Annotated in this window: 15 protein-coding genes and 4 pseudogenes; 12 read left to right on the top strand and 7 right to left on the bottom strand. The window is 35.0% G+C overall.

What is annotated here, in order from left to right; translation table 11 throughout:
* Window positions 1-88 precede the first annotated feature (88 nt).
* The 3 genes and pseudogenes from BLV40_RS13115 to BLV40_RS13105 all read right to left on the bottom strand — a co-directional run.
* Window positions 89-973 carry an alpha/beta fold hydrolase gene (locus tag BLV40_RS13115; RefSeq protein ID WP_090690721.1) on the bottom strand — a complete coding sequence of 295 codons (885 nt, stop codon included), beginning with the start codon at window positions 971-973 and terminating at the stop codon, window positions 89-91.
* A gap of 442 nt (window positions 974-1,415) precedes the next feature.
* Window positions 1,416-2,846, bottom strand: coding sequence for an MFS transporter (locus tag BLV40_RS13110; protein ID WP_090690719.1), 1,431 nt, complete (start codon window positions 2,844-2,846; stop codon window positions 1,416-1,418).
* A 393-nt stretch (window positions 2,847-3,239) separates the two neighbouring features.
* Window positions 3,240-3,917, bottom strand: a pseudogene (locus BLV40_RS13105) (Tn3 family transposase); the annotation flags it as partial.
* A gap of 99 nt (window positions 3,918-4,016) precedes the next feature.
* On the opposite strand from BLV40_RS13105, the pseudogene BLV40_RS28025 reads away from it, so the two are divergent.
* The 3 genes and pseudogenes from BLV40_RS28025 to BLV40_RS13090 all read left to right on the top strand — a co-directional run.
* Window positions 4,017-4,175, top strand: a pseudogene (locus BLV40_RS28025) (IS4 family transposase); the annotation flags it as partial.
* A gap of 131 nt (window positions 4,176-4,306) precedes the next feature.
* A pseudogene (locus BLV40_RS29340) lies at window positions 4,307-4,477 on the top strand (GIY-YIG nuclease family protein); the annotation flags it as partial.
* A gap of 15 nt (window positions 4,478-4,492) precedes the next feature.
* On the top strand, window positions 4,493-5,800 hold the full coding sequence (locus tag BLV40_RS13090) for a condensation domain-containing protein (RefSeq protein WP_090690713.1): 1,308 nt from the start codon (window positions 4,493-4,495) through the stop codon (window positions 5,798-5,800).
* Between the two features lie 69 nt (window positions 5,801-5,869).
* Here BLV40_RS13090 and BLV40_RS28020 read toward each other — a convergent pair.
* Window positions 5,870-5,984: pseudogene (locus BLV40_RS28020) on the bottom strand (IS6 family transposase); the annotation flags it as partial.
* A gap of 124 nt (window positions 5,985-6,108) precedes the next feature.
* Here BLV40_RS28020 and BLV40_RS13085 point away from each other — a divergent pair.
* From BLV40_RS13085 to BLV40_RS13065, 5 genes are all read left to right on the top strand, one after another.
* Window positions 6,109-6,444: a DUF4064 domain-containing protein gene (locus BLV40_RS13085; protein ID WP_090690710.1), complete on the top strand. Its 336-nt coding sequence runs from the start codon at window positions 6,109-6,111 to the stop codon at window positions 6,442-6,444.
* A 77-nt stretch (window positions 6,445-6,521) separates the two neighbouring features.
* Complete coding sequence (locus BLV40_RS13080; protein WP_090690707.1) at window positions 6,522-6,872, top strand: DUF4064 domain-containing protein; 351 nt, start codon at window positions 6,522-6,524, stop codon at window positions 6,870-6,872.
* A gap of 309 nt (window positions 6,873-7,181) precedes the next feature.
* Window positions 7,182-7,679, top strand: coding sequence for a DinB family protein (locus BLV40_RS13075; RefSeq protein ID WP_090690704.1), 498 nt, complete (start codon window positions 7,182-7,184; stop codon window positions 7,677-7,679).
* Between the two features lie 670 nt (window positions 7,680-8,349).
* The gene (locus BLV40_RS13070) at window positions 8,350-8,529 is read left to right on the top strand and encodes a DUF4177 domain-containing protein (protein ID WP_090690701.1); all 180 of its coding nucleotides are present in this window, start codon (window positions 8,350-8,352) and stop codon (window positions 8,527-8,529) included.
* Between the two features lie 55 nt (window positions 8,530-8,584).
* On the top strand, window positions 8,585-8,968 hold the full coding sequence (locus BLV40_RS13065) for a DUF5412 domain-containing protein (RefSeq protein ID WP_090690698.1): 384 nt from the start codon (window positions 8,585-8,587) through the stop codon (window positions 8,966-8,968).
* Between the two features lie 147 nt (window positions 8,969-9,115).
* On the opposite strand, the gene BLV40_RS13060 is transcribed toward BLV40_RS13065, so the two are convergent.
* The 3 genes from BLV40_RS13060 to BLV40_RS29790 all read right to left on the bottom strand — a co-directional run bounded on the left by BLV40_RS13060 (window position 9,116) and on the right by BLV40_RS29790 (window position 10,428).
* Complete coding sequence (locus BLV40_RS13060; protein WP_090690695.1) at window positions 9,116-9,328, bottom strand: hypothetical protein; 213 nt, start codon at window positions 9,326-9,328, stop codon at window positions 9,116-9,118.
* 351 nt (window positions 9,329-9,679) lie between these two features.
* The gene (locus tag BLV40_RS13055; RefSeq protein ID WP_000505670.1) at window positions 9,680-9,787 is read right to left on the bottom strand and encodes a YjcZ family sporulation protein; all 108 of its coding nucleotides are present in this window, start codon (window positions 9,785-9,787) and stop codon (window positions 9,680-9,682) included.
* A 494-nt stretch (window positions 9,788-10,281) separates the two neighbouring features.
* On the bottom strand, window positions 10,282-10,428 hold the full coding sequence (locus BLV40_RS29790) for a hypothetical protein (RefSeq protein ID WP_348519729.1): 147 nt from the start codon (window positions 10,426-10,428) through the stop codon (window positions 10,282-10,284).
* Window positions 10,429-10,907: 479 nt separating this feature from the next.
* Between BLV40_RS29790 and BLV40_RS13045 the strand changes: the two genes are divergently transcribed.
* The 4 genes from BLV40_RS13045 (at window position 10,908) to BLV40_RS13030 (ending at window position 15,659) form a co-directional block, all read left to right on the top strand.
* Window positions 10,908-11,327 carry a GNAT family N-acetyltransferase gene (locus BLV40_RS13045; protein ID WP_090690689.1) on the top strand — a complete coding sequence of 140 codons (420 nt, stop codon included), beginning with the start codon at window positions 10,908-10,910 and terminating at the stop codon, window positions 11,325-11,327.
* A gap of 624 nt (window positions 11,328-11,951) precedes the next feature.
* A complete protein-coding gene (locus tag BLV40_RS13040) occupies window positions 11,952-13,394 on the top strand; it encodes a MocR-like pyridoxine biosynthesis transcription factor PdxR (RefSeq protein ID WP_090690687.1) in 1,443 nt (480 codons plus the stop codon).
* An 11-nt stretch (window positions 13,395-13,405) separates the two neighbouring features.
* Window positions 13,406-14,320, top strand: coding sequence for a D-alanine--D-alanine ligase (locus tag BLV40_RS13035; RefSeq protein ID WP_026593246.1), 915 nt, complete (start codon window positions 13,406-13,408; stop codon window positions 14,318-14,320).
* A gap of 118 nt (window positions 14,321-14,438) precedes the next feature.
* Entirely contained in the window at window positions 14,439-15,659 is a 1,221-nt protein-coding gene (locus BLV40_RS13030) for an aspartate aminotransferase family protein (protein WP_026593245.1), read from the top strand.
* The last annotated feature ends 156 nt before the right edge of the window (window positions 15,660-15,815 follow it).

Below are 15,815 nucleotides of genomic sequence, written 5' to 3'. Positions count from 1 at the left end.
ACGCCATCCTTTCCTATGATTCTACAGAAGCAAACGTAAAGTAACTCCAAAATATACAATAAAAGTTGATTTTGAAGTTATTTTCTGTTTAATTTGTATCTTGGATAATTGTTTGTAAAATAGATTCCCATATGTTAGGATCGTCGGGTAAGAAATGTCCTGCATCTTTCATATAATGGGTTGTTACATGAGGGGTAGCTGAGGCTACTTTTTTTATTTCTTTTATTGAAGATAAAGTGTCGGCTGTACCGTGCCAAATATGGATAGGAATGGAAATATCTTGAAAATTGAATCCCCAATATTTTGCTAAGAGAGCAGGTTCTGCTACTGCTTCATCTACACTATTTCTTAATGCTTCTTTCATATGGATCATAGATAACTTAATATCTTCATCTGTTTGAATAAATTGTTGATCCCATTTGCATAAATGTGCATTTCCCTTTTTCATCCCCTGTATATATTTTTCAGGGTTCTTTTCCATTTGCTTTTTTTGAGTACGATATGCCCATTTTAATAGCAAAGGTAGTCGTTTGGAGATAAAGAAAGCAATCCGATTTTCACGGCACATACTAGCTGGCGGCTTTTCATTTTCAAACGGAGTTGCACTAGAAACCATCTGTACGGATTGTAAGCGTTCAGGGATTTGGTAAGCACAAGCAGCTGCATAAGCGCCTCCTCCTGAAACACCTATAATAGAAAAAGTTTGGAGCTTTAGTTGATCTGCTAATTCATTTACATCTTCTGCCCAATCCAGAACTGTTCGATTCCGTTTTGAATCAGAGAGCCCGTAGCCAGGTCTATCTATTGAAAGAAGTCGTATCCCTAATCGTTTTGCTACCATATCATCTGTTAATGACCAAATTCTTGAACCGGGTGTACCGTGGAATAACATGACTGGTAATCCGTTTGTTTTACCATATTCAATGTAAGCTAAATTGCGCCCATCTTGTAAAGTTATGATGTGATCTTTCATATTATCTACTCCTCTAACAAATTATAAACCGACTGTTCAGTCTAATTTTATAATAGGAGAAGTTTATTTGTAAATACTGGAATTACATTATTTTCATTCATGTTGTAATTTATTAGATATAGAAATAAACATACAAAAGTTCCATCCTTTCCTATGATTCTATAGAAAGAATAGCGTATTTTTTCATTTTAGGGGGTATTTTGTTTTGTTAGCTTGATAGCGATGGGGTAGCACCACACATCCATCAACTTAAGAATTTAATAACACTCTAAACAAAAAAATGGGTATTTTTGCATATCCCCCCGAAAAGGTTTATTATGAAAATCCCTCCTGAAATGTAAAAGATTCAGGAGGAATTTCGTAAGCTCAACCGTCTTTAAAAGTTTGATCATTATCTACCTATGATTCTCTTCCACAATCGTGAAACTAAAAGGCTATGCTGCTACTGACCGTCGCCCCTCAATCCAAATGAGGCTACTAGCGCGATGATCACAGCGGTTGTCGTTGCCAGGAATGCATCTGAGTACGATACAGCGTCCAGTACATAGAGAGGATTTATGGAATGATCAGCTTCTCGTCGAGCTGATAATATTGCTCCAATAATTCCAGCCCCTGTACCTGCTCCAAGGTACAAAGCACCCTGGAAAATTCCCATTCCCACTCCGACTTGTTCTTTCACTAGGGAACTTACCGCAGCATTATTGGCTGAGGAATTTAGAAACGCAAAGGCAATACCTGCGCCTAGGACTCCTGCTGACACCAAAATAGAAGAAGCTCCAGAAGCAAATGTTGACAAGAATAAAGTTGAAATCCCCATAATTGTCAGCCCTACGATAATCAAACGTTTAGTCCCCAAACGATCAGAAATACGACCAACAAAAGGAGAAAAAATCGCCACAGGCGCACCTCCCGACAATAGTATCATTCCTGCCTCTCCAGGAGAGAGTCCATTCACTTCTACGACCAGCAATGGAACGAAAACAAGAACTGCAAAATAGGCAAACATCGAAAAGAACGCTACGATTACCGAATTTACATAATACTTATTTTTGAACAGGACAGGAGGTACAAATGGATTCTCTGAGGTGACAATGCGCCAGATAAACCCTAACAAAGCCAATAGAGAGCCAATTAGACTACCAAACGAAGAGAACGAAGAAAAACCAAACGTCTCCCCCTGTGTTATGCCAAAAAGAAGTAAACCTACTGTAAGTCCGAGCAAAATCCCACCGATAAGATCAAAGCTCCGATGGCTCCCGCCCTCTAACGTCGGTGTGATAGTCGGGAGTGCATAGAGTGCACCGAGAATGATAATGATGGACAACAAAAACGTGAACCAGAACAGAGATTGCCAACCTAATAATTGACCGACTAATCCTCCAAAAATCGGACCCGCAGCAGTTCCGACACCGATACATCCTGCTATGAGGCCTAGGGCACCCCCTCGTTTTCCTTCAGGAAAAACCTTCGCAATGGCTACGACTGAAAGAACCGGAATAGCTGACATTCCAGCACCTTGAACCATTCGTCCCAAAACCAATAAGGGAAGGTTAGGAGCAAGTACACAGATAAGACTTCCAATCGCCAATATCAAAATGGCAAAAGAGAACAGCTTTCTCAACTCAAAATAGTCCGACATACGCCCATAAATGGGAACGCCAATAGCAAGTACGAGTGCTATACCACTTACCACCCAACTGACTTGAGCTTTCGAAGCTTTTAAATCTTCGCTTATAAGTGGAAGAACTGGATTGACCAAATCAACCGTTATAGCAGCCACAAGTACAGATAGAGCGAGTACCATCATTAAGATCCTTGTAGATACTTCCTTTTTTGATGGACTAAATTCTTTAGACTTTATATTAAATTTCATTATATTAGCCTCCTAAAATTATTTGCTGTTATTTTAGGAGGCTAAATCCATGCTTTTTACCAAAATCCTCACCCCATATTATTTTGCACTTTTTTTAATACTTATTTTGCGTGATAAAAAATGTTGGGTTATTAAAGAAAATTTTTATTTTGATATTAAAACCTTCTTTTTAACATAAACCATAGATGAATCTCACTAATTAAAAATAAAAGAAAACTTAGTAAAAATAATCCCCAGTATTTTTACCATATTAACATTAAATTCCATTTAATTGAAGTAATTAATTGGAACACGGCTCGTTAAACTAAATGGCTCTTAACGGAACCATTCTATTATCGCTCAACAGTTCCTAATTCATGAAAAACAGTTTCACTTTTTCAAAACAATGCAACCTTATTTCAAATCCACACTTGGTATAACCTTTGATTGGATCAATTCCTGTATAATTTCGCTCATGTCAATCGATTCTTGTTTTTTATTAAACTCGTAGCGACCATAAAGATTGATATGTTGCCATGCAATCGGGGAAATCCGTTTCAACATATCTGAATCTCGTTCCATTCTTTCCCCATAAGTCAGCATTTTAGACAAAATGCTAGCATTGTAGTAAATAATACAATTCGTAAGCAGTCGGCTGCACTCTCCCCATAGCTGTTGATCTTGTTCAGTTTTGAAACGGGGTTTATCAAAGTTAGCATAGGATACTGCTCTACGCAATTTATGATAGCTTTCCCCTCGATTTAATGCGCGTTGTACATTTCGACGAACTGATACGGAATCGATATATTCAAGAAAATATAGACTTTTGATGATATTGTCGTACTCCCACAAAGCACGTTTGGTTTTATTTTTACGTGCATAAGCACTAAGCTTTCCAACTATGATGCTTTGTGTTGTTGTTTTCAGGTCAAGTGACAATATGATCCGCTGAATATTTTCCCACTCTTCCATAATCAGGTTGATGTTGATCTTCCGGACGGGCTTGATCAATACATCCTCATATTGGCTTGGATGTTTAAACCCATACAACGATGTACGAACTGTATTGTAGATATCTCGGTAACGTGGTGCTACCCAATGTCTATCAACTTAAGCATTTAGCTCTATTTTTTAAAGGTAAAAGCACGTTACTATTCTCTTATATGAATGAGAAGGAGTGACGTTCTTTTTATGAATCCGTATCCAAAACAAGAATTATCTTTATTTGCCGAAGAATGGTATCGATATATGTCTCCAGCTACATTTAATCAATTAGCTATAGAAGCTGGTGTGATGAAACGAAAACGTAAGTGCCATGGGCACCATTTCTTATCTTTGTGTGTATGCCTAACAGACACAAAAATGATTCGTTTGGTTTTTATTGAAAATACACAAACATTATTATAAAATGTTTGTGTATTTACAAACAAAATAAATTTGTGTTTATTTTTATTTAAAAGGGATAGGAAGTGTTAATAACAATAAAAAATGGGTATACCACCAACAAAGAGTTGCAAAAGGAATGGAACCAGTACGGAAAAGATGCCTTCATAAGAAAAATCGAAAAATAAGCATTATTAGCTCTTGAAGAAAAATGGCTAGAAAAGTTACAACTATATGGAGAACGAGGTTATAACCAAAAATATCCTTAAGGAGGGGACAAAATTATGGAACAAAGAAAGTATTCAGTAACACCTCAAGATCGAATGAATTATTTATTAGGTCTTTATTCTGCAGATCAACAAATTAATGCAGTTCTTTATTTTCCTGTAGGTATATCAAAGAAAATACTTGAACAATCAGTAAGGATAACGTTACAATTGCAGCCGGTTTTGAACAGCCGTTTTGTAGAAAATGATATTCCTTACTGGGAGGAACATTCATCGGGTACTAACTCACCTATTTGTCTTTTTGCAGAAGGAAATGATCAAGAACTTGAAATGATGACAATAGATTTTATTAAGGAATCTGGAGATCGTATTCAGGGGCCTATGGTTCAAACAAAATTATTACGAGGCACTACAACAGATATGTTGGTTGTGAAATTATCTCATCTATGTTCAGATGGTGCAGGAGTCAAGGAATATATTAATTTGCTGGGAGCAATTTATACTCAACTTTCCTTAGGACAATCTAAGGATCAAATTATAAAGGAATTTGGTGAGGGGAATGAGGGTTTTCGTGATCAATCACCTGTATTCAAATATACTGGAATATCAGACGTAAAAAGTGCGTATCGTCCTAACCAAGAACAACAGGCATCGTTATGGTCTTTTCCATCTCAACCGAACAAAAATACATATCCAAAAATGTCCGTACGGCGGTTGAGCTATGAGCAAACTCTACGTCTAATCCAATGGACAAAAGCACAACAGGTTACCTTGAATGATGCAATCATGACTGCATACTTCCGAGCTTTATCACGTTTCACTGTGTATGCAGAACCACGCACCGTAGAAAAAATGATCGGTTTAACAATTGATTTACGTCGATATCTGCCTAATTATACAACTGGTGCTATTTGCAACTTATCCGGTATGGAAATGCCAGTGATTAAAATGGAAGATGATGAATCATTTAATCAGACTCTCGTTCGAGTCAAACAATCAATGGATAAAATAAAGTCTCAAAATCCGGGTCTTTCTTCAGCAGCAGGAATGGAGCTACTGGCAGGTATGAAACTATCTGTGGTGAAGGAAATGTATAATCAGCAATACGAACAGGCTTTACAGATGGGGATGGCGTTGCCGTTACTTACAAATTTTGGGATGATTGCAGATGAACCTATTAGGTTTGGTGAAGTTCAAGCTGAGGATGGGTATATGACATCACCCATTATGTATGCACCATTCTTTTCAATGGGGGCAAGCTCTTATAATGGAAGACTTACATTTACGATTGGTTATCATACGCCGGATACATCAGAAGAAAAAGTAGACAGATTTTTAGAAAGTGTGGTTAATCAACTATCATAATTGTAAGGTTCTGGTGCAAAGATAAAATAAAAGAGAATATAGCGCAAATATTTCTAGCGGAATTGTATTTTATACTGTAAGCCCACGCAATTGATGGATGAATTCTTTCTGGTTTTGGACAGACTGATCCCGTAAATCAATCTGTTTTTTTTATCATATGCATGGCTTCTACTCCCAACAGAACCAGAACAGATACATCTAATATTAAACCCAATACATTTATGCATAGTTTTTCCAAATTACATTTGGTAATATAGATAAATGGACATTAAATACATAATATATTAATAGTTAGGAAGGTATTAGAAATGAAAAGAACACCTGAATTTATACTGGGTTTAATTGGTGGTATTTTGGGAGTTATAGGTTCTCTTATTCTATTGATGATAGCTATTACTGCTATGGATGGTGATATTGATTATAAAGTTTTGACTTATTACTCTATTTTATTAATTATTCAAATAGGGCTGTTAGTTTTAGCATGTTCAGTAAATAAGGTTAACAATATAGCCTACGGACTTTGTATGATATTACTCCCATTAGTAACATGGGTTATGTCATTATTCCTTTTCTTTATTCCAGTAATTCTTCAAATTATTTCTGGTGGATTAGCGTTTCGAACTTTAAGACAAAAATCTAATTAAAATATTTAGCTACTCCAAAATCATGGTAAATTTATAAGGGCCAATTTAAATAGTATTTTGAAGGGTGGTATTGTAATTTGAAGCGTACTATAGAATTTGTAATCGGCTTAATCGGAGGAATCTTAGGACTCCTACTTTCTTTATTAATTGTAATTGGTTGTATCTCCTACACAAGTTCTAATACTAGTTCTGGAGGTATTGAAGAATATATTATCATTACTTCTAGCATCGCCTTAATTATTCAAATAGGCCTATTAGTATTAGCTTGTTGTGTTAATAAAATAAATAATAAAACTTATGGTATTTGCATGATTGTATTAAGTATAATTTCATTGTTTTTAGGTTTATTTATGTTATTCCTTCCAGTGGTTTTACAAATCATTTCAGGTGCATTTGCATTTAGAACTTTAAAACAGGAATCTAATTAAAACAATAACGGATTAATGAATCTAACAAAAAACTTTCTTATCACACACATTATAGAATTGAAATACTGTTGGAATATTTATAAAAAAGACATAACATTTTAAATAAAGTTGCGATGTTCATATGAAATTTGTGATATAGAGTACTTTACTTGTCATGATGAAGGAATAAAAGCTGGATGAGCCGAATAAGTCATAGTGATCATGGTTTTGTTGTATTCTCAATATAAATGATTGGAGTATTTCATTGAGAATATTTTTCTTGTCTTTTAACTTTGAAAAATCACACTAAACAGTGAGGAGATTGGTTGTATGCAAGTTGTAACCAAAATGTTTTTAGAACAACTAGACATGCATTGTCATGAGAATGATTGGTTTGCATCCATGGATCAGGCGCTTCATGGAGTCAGCGCAGCTGAGGCAGCATGGACAAGTTCGGGAATCAGCAATTCGATTTGGCAGATTGTCAACCACTTGATATTTTGGAATGAAGACATAATCCATCGAATTAAGGTCACAGAGAATCCGCATAAGGCAGAAGACAATGAAGAAACCTTTGGAAATCCGGGGGATCCAGAAGACGAAATTGGGTGGGCCCAGACAGTGCAGCGCCTCAATGAAGTCATGAATAAATTAAAAACGGTCATTGCGGACCTTGACGATGAAAAGTTAAAAGTTCCGTATGCAGCTAACAGGTACTCTATTGAGTGTTTACTCAGCAATATCATGATGCACGATACATATCATCTCGGCCAAATTGTTCTGTTGCGAAAGTTGCAATCCTCTTGGGATGGCGTTGATTGGTCCTAAAGCACCATAATTCAGCGACCTTCCTCGCCTAGCCGTAGAAGCAGTATTGAAGGTGTGAAACCCCTTTACATTCTCTATATGGTGAAGTGGGTGATTTTCCTGCTTTATGGATGGCTAAACGGATGTGATAGTCAAATAAATTAGAGAGATCTTTCGCATATTTCATGGTTTAACAGTCGGGCGCTTTTCTTAAATAAGAAGCGTCTTTTTGCATGTACAACACAATAGGAATTGAGTTTAATGAGCTGTAAAAAAAGGTTGTGAAGTCCTGTACTTAAAGTAAAGGAGTGCTTTTCTTCAATAAGCATCTTCAACAATCGGGCGCGATTGTTGAAGAAAAAGTAAAAGGAGTGAAACATATTATACATGACTAATATGTTTCACTCCTTATTTTTTATGACTTTTTACGATTTAGGTCTTGATAAAGTATTTGTTGTGTAAAAAAGTTCCATTGCTACACCCCCCCCCTGCCCATCAACTTAAGAATTTGCTTTACCCCCAAGTGTAAAAAAAGGCCATCCTTTCCTATAAATCTACAGAAAGAAAGCGTATTTTATTTTGTTAGCTTGATAGTGATGTGGCGGTATCCCTCTATGAATAAAATATACATCCAAATATCTTAACGAATCAATTCTCTAAAATGGTACAATTAGGAAAAGGAGGGAAGGATATGTACGATTACAAATTCGTGAAAATTGAAGTAGATAAATGGAAAGGACAGCCTAAAGAAGATTATAAACGTATTATTGCCGAACATTCTGAAGACGGTTGGAAACTTGTTCAAATCTTTACTCCAGCAATCGCAGGATATGCGAATTATTTTGAGATTATCTTTGAACGAATCAAATAACTACTTCCGAGAACGAGAGAAGTTTGCCATAAAAGTCATTAATAGGAGCTAAAACATGAATTTTGCAAAGAAGGAAATTAAGAAAACCAAACGAAAATCATTAATTATATTATTTTGTATAGTTGGTTTGTTCGTATACGGAGTGTATTGGGCGTTTTTCAGTATGGATCGACTACCGACAGGTGAAAAGATTGCTGAAAAACAATCTCCTGACGGAACATATACATTTAAAGCTTATGTAACAGACGGTGGAGCAACAACGAGTTTTGCTGTTAGAGGAGAGTTAGTATTTAATCACCGCAAATATTTTAAGACAAAGAATGTGTATTGGAATTACCGAGAGGATACGGCAAAAATTGTTTGGCAAGACAATGATACAGTAATCATTAACGGACATATATTAAATGTTCCCGAAGATACATACGATTTCAGGAGATAAATTGATAAATAACATAACAAAAAATTGCTTCCTCTTTCGAATTTTATGTAAATGAGCTGTCCATATGGGCAGCTTATTGTATTTTTTGCTTAACGTGGTTTTTTTCAAAATGCTCGCGAGACCCCTTATACCACTTTTATACAGGTTTTATATTTTGTTAGAAGATCCTTTAGAATCTTTGAAAAAGTTAGATGCAATGCAACAAACTATTCCAGCAATAAGAACACTAAATGATAATACTTTATTTATGTTTTCAAACCGTATAACATCTGTAATCACATTAAGCATAATTAGTCCCCAAACAAATAAAATAGCCCCAAAAAAACCCAATATTTTTCCTGTTAATGAACGTTTTTTCATAATCTCCCACCTTTCCTATATATGTAAATTATATCATAAAAACAAATAGTAACTCCTTGTTTTTGATGCATATTCATAAAAAGCACGTCACCCTTTTTCATTAACATAAGAGAATAGTAACGTGCTTTTAACTTCAAAAATAGTCTAAATCCTTAAGTTGATGGATGTGTGGTGCTACCCCATGCCCATCAAGCTAAAGTTTTATTACACCCCAGAACGAAATTTTTTGGCTTTCTTGTGAAAAAGAGCTTATTTATCGTTTTGGGGGTAACCTGTTTTCTTAGGTTGATGGCAATGTGGCTGTTCCCCATAAAGAAAAGGCACTCTTATGAGCACCTTTTCTAATTGTTTTTAGCAGAAGCAAGCAGCTCCAACGATGATTAATAATATGAAAAGTACAACGAGTAAAGCAAATCCTCCAGCAAAGCCACAGCCTCCACAACTACCACCAAAGCCCATAATACTTCCTCCTTTAAGTAAGAGGGAAAAAACATAGGAGTTCACATGTAACGGATTCGGTTTATTTTATGCTGTTACGAACTAATTGAGCAGGTCCTTTAATAAATAAAGAAAAGACACCATTAAGGTACCCTATTAACATAGTATTTGAAGGTGAGAGTTTTCTGTTGGAAAATGATTATTACTCTCCCAAAGAAGTGACTGTATAATTTTGAATTTTATTTATTTCAACGTAAAATCTTTTTTGTTTATTATTTTTATCATATCCTCTAACTGTAATAAAACCTCTGAGTTCTAACTGATGAATTTTGATATTAGTTACCACAGAATCTATATTTTCTTTTTTCTTAATATGTTCTATGGCAGCTTTAGCAGCTTGTTCTTTTTTAAATTACTAGAATAAGGGAATGCATTACAAATCAGCACACAAGCAGTCCCTTGCTATAATTATGTTATTTTATGTATTTAGTTGTTGGGAGTTTATTATAATTATCTTATTCTTTTCCCCAATGATCGATGATATAATTTTGAGTCTTATTTATTACAACATAATGTCTTTGTTGTTTATTATTTTTATCATATCCTGAGACTGTAATAAATCCTGCGAGTTCTAAATGTTCAATTTTGATATCAGTTACCACAAAATCTATATTCTCTTCTTTTTTTATGTGCTCTTTCGCAACTCCAGCAGCTTTTTCTTTCGTTGTATTTCTGTCTTGGATAGTTGATATAGTATAACCTGTTATTAAAACTATGAGTGCTAAAATGATTAAAATTATAATGTTTTTCTTTTTGATTTATCCATATTTCACCTCCTGGAATTGCTTTATAATAATAACTATAAATCTTTTTTGGGGGGAGAGAAATTATGAGTACTTCGGTTAGTAATAAAATTTTGCGGAAATTAGCAGATGGTAGTTATATAGATGTCCCTACAGTTAGGGTGGAAATTGGAGAAGAATTTTTTCTTGTTTCGCAATCGGGCTAGATTGTGGAACAACATCGTAGAGAATGTGAAGGTTTGTACTTTAGCTAAAGGGAGTTTAGTTGAGTAAAAGGAATAGATAAAGAGATGTCGAATTTATATACTTGTTGAAATTAAGGACTTGGAGGATACATTTTGAAGAAATATGAGTTTAAAAATAACATCCCAACATTGGAAGAATACAAGTATTTGTGCGAGTCTGTGGGATGGACTAATTATATGAATTTTGAAGTGGTGGAAATATCACTGAAGAATTCGATTCACTGCATCACTGTCAATGATAATGAACAAATTGTGGGAATGGGGAGAATTGTTGGTGATGGGGCTATCTATTTCTATATTCAAGATATAGTGGTTCATCCAGATTATCAGAAAAATGGTATTGGGAAGGAAATAATGAATATTTTGGTTGAGTACTTAAATCGAAATGCGCCTGATAAGGCGTTTGTCGGTTTGTTTGCATCACAAGGTAAAGAATCGTTCTATGAAAAGTATGATTTTAAAGATTACTCACCAAACATGACGGGTATGTTTACTGTAATTTCAAAAAAATAAACATAATAGATTTTTAATTGTAGGAGAAGGCATCAATTAATAGTAAGAAATTGTCTTTTCATTATTAAGCTAAAGGGATGCTTATCTTCAATAAAATCTTCAACAATCGGGCGCTATTGTTGAATAAAACTTAAATTTATATATGACTTTATTGTTATGTTTTTTAGTGTAGTGAAGTATCTTACATCAAAAATAAAGCAACTATATTTTTAACCCCGTCCTAAATTTAGAACGGGGTTATGCTTGTTTGAGATTTTTAAATCTTTTGCGATACGTTGGTTTTATCTTAACAAAAGGTGCTTTCATGTACAGAAAATAATTTTTCAGTCTGCAACTATATTTTGACAGTCTAATACTTTTTTCTATAGTCTAAAACATTTTTTAATCAAACACTAATTTCATGTAAGTCTTTTAAAGGATACAAAACAACTGGTTACGGTATAAAAATAGTACTCTTACCAAGAGGGATTTTTTACTTCCACTTAGGAAAGCACTACACTACATTTGTAAAAAGATGTATGAATGGTGTTTTAAACCATACCACTAGTTAAAGAAAATACATATGTGGTGGACCTTTTGAGATAGATAAAATTATGTAAAAATGATAATAAGGAGGGCAAGAAAGTGTTTAATGATTTTAAGTTTGTAGAAAATCGTCCGGTTTATATTCAATTAAAGGATCATTTGAAAAAAATGATTATGAAAGGACAGCTATTGGAGCATCAGAAACTCCCATCTACCCGAGAACTCAGTAAATTATTATCGGTTAGCAGAACGACCGTTCTCACTACTTATGCAGATTTAGAACAAGAAGGTCTAATCTATGCAATAAAGGGAAAAGGGAATTTTGTAGGGAAAGTCGATGCATCCCAAACACCATCTATCGAAATCAACTGGAAAGAAAAGCTCAGTGAAGTTACGTTGCAAGCGGATGAATTAGATTTAATGAAGCACGGTGTTCGCTGGGAAAAAGGTATGATTTCATTCAATAGTATTGCCCCGGATGAAAAGCTTTTTGATGTCGAAAATTTTAAAAGGGCTTTTTTGACCAGGTTATCCGATGAAGGAGATATCATTTTGAACTACGGATATGCCAAAGGTTATAGACCCTTAATTCATTACCTTCTTCACTATATGGAAATGAAAGGGGTAGACATTTCCAACAAAGATATCCTCATTACGAATGGCTTCACTGAGGGTCTGGATATTTTATTGTCTTCCTTAGCTAAAAAATCCGGGCGTATTATTTGCGAAAACCCTACCCATCATACTGCATTAAAGCTTTTTCGATTACATGGATATGAAATCCACGGGATGGAGATGCAGGATGATGGTATCGATATTTGTCAAGTTGAGAAAAGTTTGTCCGAAACAGATTTTGATTTTGCATATCTAATTCCGTCCTACCATAACCCTACTGGGATTGTCACCTCCTCTGAAAAAAGGTCTAAAATCATGAACCTTTTTTCAAAATATCAAATTCCAATTGTAGAGGATGGATTTAATGAGGAGTTACGTTATTCAGGTTCACATTTAGCGCCGTTATTGACCTTTTCTGGACCCGGGAACAATGTTATCTATATTAGCAGTTTTTCAAAAGTTCTTTTTCCGGGCTTACGTGTTGGATGGATATTAGCGGATAAGAAATTAATCCACTACTTAGAAAGTATGAAAAGGGCACGCAATATTCACACGTCCACATTGGATCAGGCAGTGCTTTATCAATATTTACATGATGGTTATTTCGAAAAATATTTAAAAAAGGCCAAGTCAATTTATAAGAAAAAATATGAACTAGCCCTTGATTCTTGTAATCAATACATTCCATTTAAAAGAATGACTGGAGATGGCGGACTTCATCTTTTTATAGAGTTAGAAAAAGAAATAAATGCTCGTATACTTTTGAAAAAGTGCTATCAAAAGGGAGTTGTTTTTTCTCCTGGAGATGTCTTTTATACAGATGGAGGCGGAAGTAATACGTTTCGATTAGGATTCTCTCGCTTAAAAGAAGAGGATATTTTCAATGGGATTAAGATAATTGGCGATACCTTGAAAAATGAAAATTAGGAGTTGGGAAAATGAGAGTTGGCGTTATTATGGGAGGAGTGTCCTCTGAAAAACAAGTGTCCCTTATGACAGGAGAAGAAATGATTGCACATTTGGATAAGAGTAAGTATGAAATAGTGCCTATTAAACTAAATGATAAAAAAGAGCTTGTTGAAAAGGGAAGAGATCTTGATATTGCATTGTTAGCACTTCATGGAGAATATGGGGAGGACGGTACGATTCAAGGTACATTGGAAACCCTTGGCGTTCCCTATACAGGAAGCGGCATGCTATCAAGTAGTATTTGTATGGATAAAAATATATCAAAAAAAATGATTCGTTATGAGGGCATTCAAACACCAGATTGGATTCATCTTTCAAATATGGAAGATCTGCAGCTTGATGAAATAGATAGAATGGGATATCCGTTAGTGGTCAAACCAAACTCAGGTGGTTCCAGTGTAGGGGTAAAGATTGTCTACGATAAGGATTCTTTACTTTCCTCTCTTGAGGATGTATTCAAATGGGATTCTGAAATAGTGATTGAAAAATATATAAAGGGCGAAGAAATTACATGTTCTATTTTGGACGGAAAGCTTTTACCAATCATTTCGATTCAACATACGGCTGAATTTTTTGATTATCATGCGAAATACGATGATATCGCTACGATTGAAGAGGTTGTAGAGCTTCCACTTGCAACATATGAACGTGTCGCTGTAGCTGCAATGACCTGCTATAGAGCATTAAAATGCAGTGTTTATGCTAGAGTGGATATGATGATAAAAGATGGAATCCCGTACGTTATGGAAGTGAATACATTGCCAGGGATGACGAAAAATAGCTTACTGCCTAAAAGCGCTCATGCGGCGGGAATATCCTATAACAAGCTATTGGATATAATTATCGAAACCTCCTTACAGGTTAGAAGGAGCGAAGGATTCTAATAGTATTTTTTGTAAATAGGATGATGGTACAGTCAATTCACAAGTTGTACCAAAAATTCGTGTGAGAACATGTGAAATAATGTAAAGTTAATGTGTTTACACCTAGGAGGAATCATTCATGACCAATTGGTCTCAATTAGATAAAGAATATGTAATGTCTACGTATCCCCGTACGCCGGTTGCTATAGAAAAGGGAGAAGGTTGTAAGCTTTATGATGTGAATGGTAAAGAATACCTTGATTTATTTTCTGGTGTGGGAGTGAATATATTAGGCTACAATCATCCTAATATTATAAATGCCACCTTTGAACAAGTTACAAAATGCTTACATCTTCCCTTTCATTTCTTAAACCCAGTGGCTATTGAATATGCAAAAAAATTAGTCGATTATTCTTTAAAGGATGGGAAAGTTTTTTATACAAACTCGGGTTCAGAGGCTACTGAGGCAACCTTAAAACTAATCCACAAGTACAGACATATAACGAATCAAAAACGTGATGGAGTGATTGTACTCAAAGAAAGTTTTCATGGACGTACATTAGGCGCTCTGCACTTTACAAGACAAGAAAGTATATATCAGAATTTTCCTCGTACGTCTATTCCTATATATGAAGTGGAACGAGAGAATTTAGAGGAACTTGAAAGAACCATACTCAAAGAAAATCCGATTGCTATTATGGTAGAACCAGTATTAGGAAGTGGTGGGATATACCCTTTGTCGGGGGGATATTTAAAAGGTGTTGAAGAGCTTTGTAGACAATATAATATGTTATTTATTGTTGACGAGGTGCAAAGTGGAATAGGGAGAACTGGGAAATTGTTTGCTTATCAACATTTTGATATTACACCTGATATTATTCAATTTGGTAAAGGAGCGGGAGGCGGCACACCATTAGGAGGGATAATAGTAGGTCCACGACTTTATGATATATTCTCACCAGGTGATCATGGAACAACATTTGCACATTCACCAATTGGTACGGCTTTAGGGTTGGCTGTATTAAAAACATTAATTGATGATGGTTTAATGCAAAAGTCTTATGAAACGTCCTTATATTTAAATGAAAAACTTCAAAAAATCCAGAAGGAAAACTCTTCTTTTATTGAAGAAGTGCGTCACTCTGGAATGATGTTTGGAATTAGTATTCAGGATACGAATGAAAATGTAAAAAAACTACAGTTAGAATTATTGAATAAAGGTATGCTTGTGGACGTTACAAATGGAAATACGATTCGTTTACTCCCTCCTTATATTATTACAAAGGCAGAAATCGATGAATTTATTAATCAGTTTATTTCTTGTATCCCCAAATCAGTCGCGTTGACAAGCGGGGTTTGATATACGATTATTCTTTTTGCTATTTACTTTTGTGGAGTTAGAATAAAGTCGTGCCGCTATATCCCTTTAGCTCTACTTGTTTTCCCTGGAAAATAGAATAGGTGGTCTGTCTTACAAGGGGACACTACAGAGCTTCTATATCGTTGTATCCTTTTT

This window comes from Bacillus sp. 166amftsu (assembly GCF_900107445.1).
Lineage (GTDB): Bacteria > Bacillota > Bacilli > Bacillales > Bacillaceae_G > Bacillus_A > Bacillus_A arachidis.
Note: the sequence above shows the minus strand (reverse complement) of the source record. Positions and strands in the feature narration are given on the sequence as shown.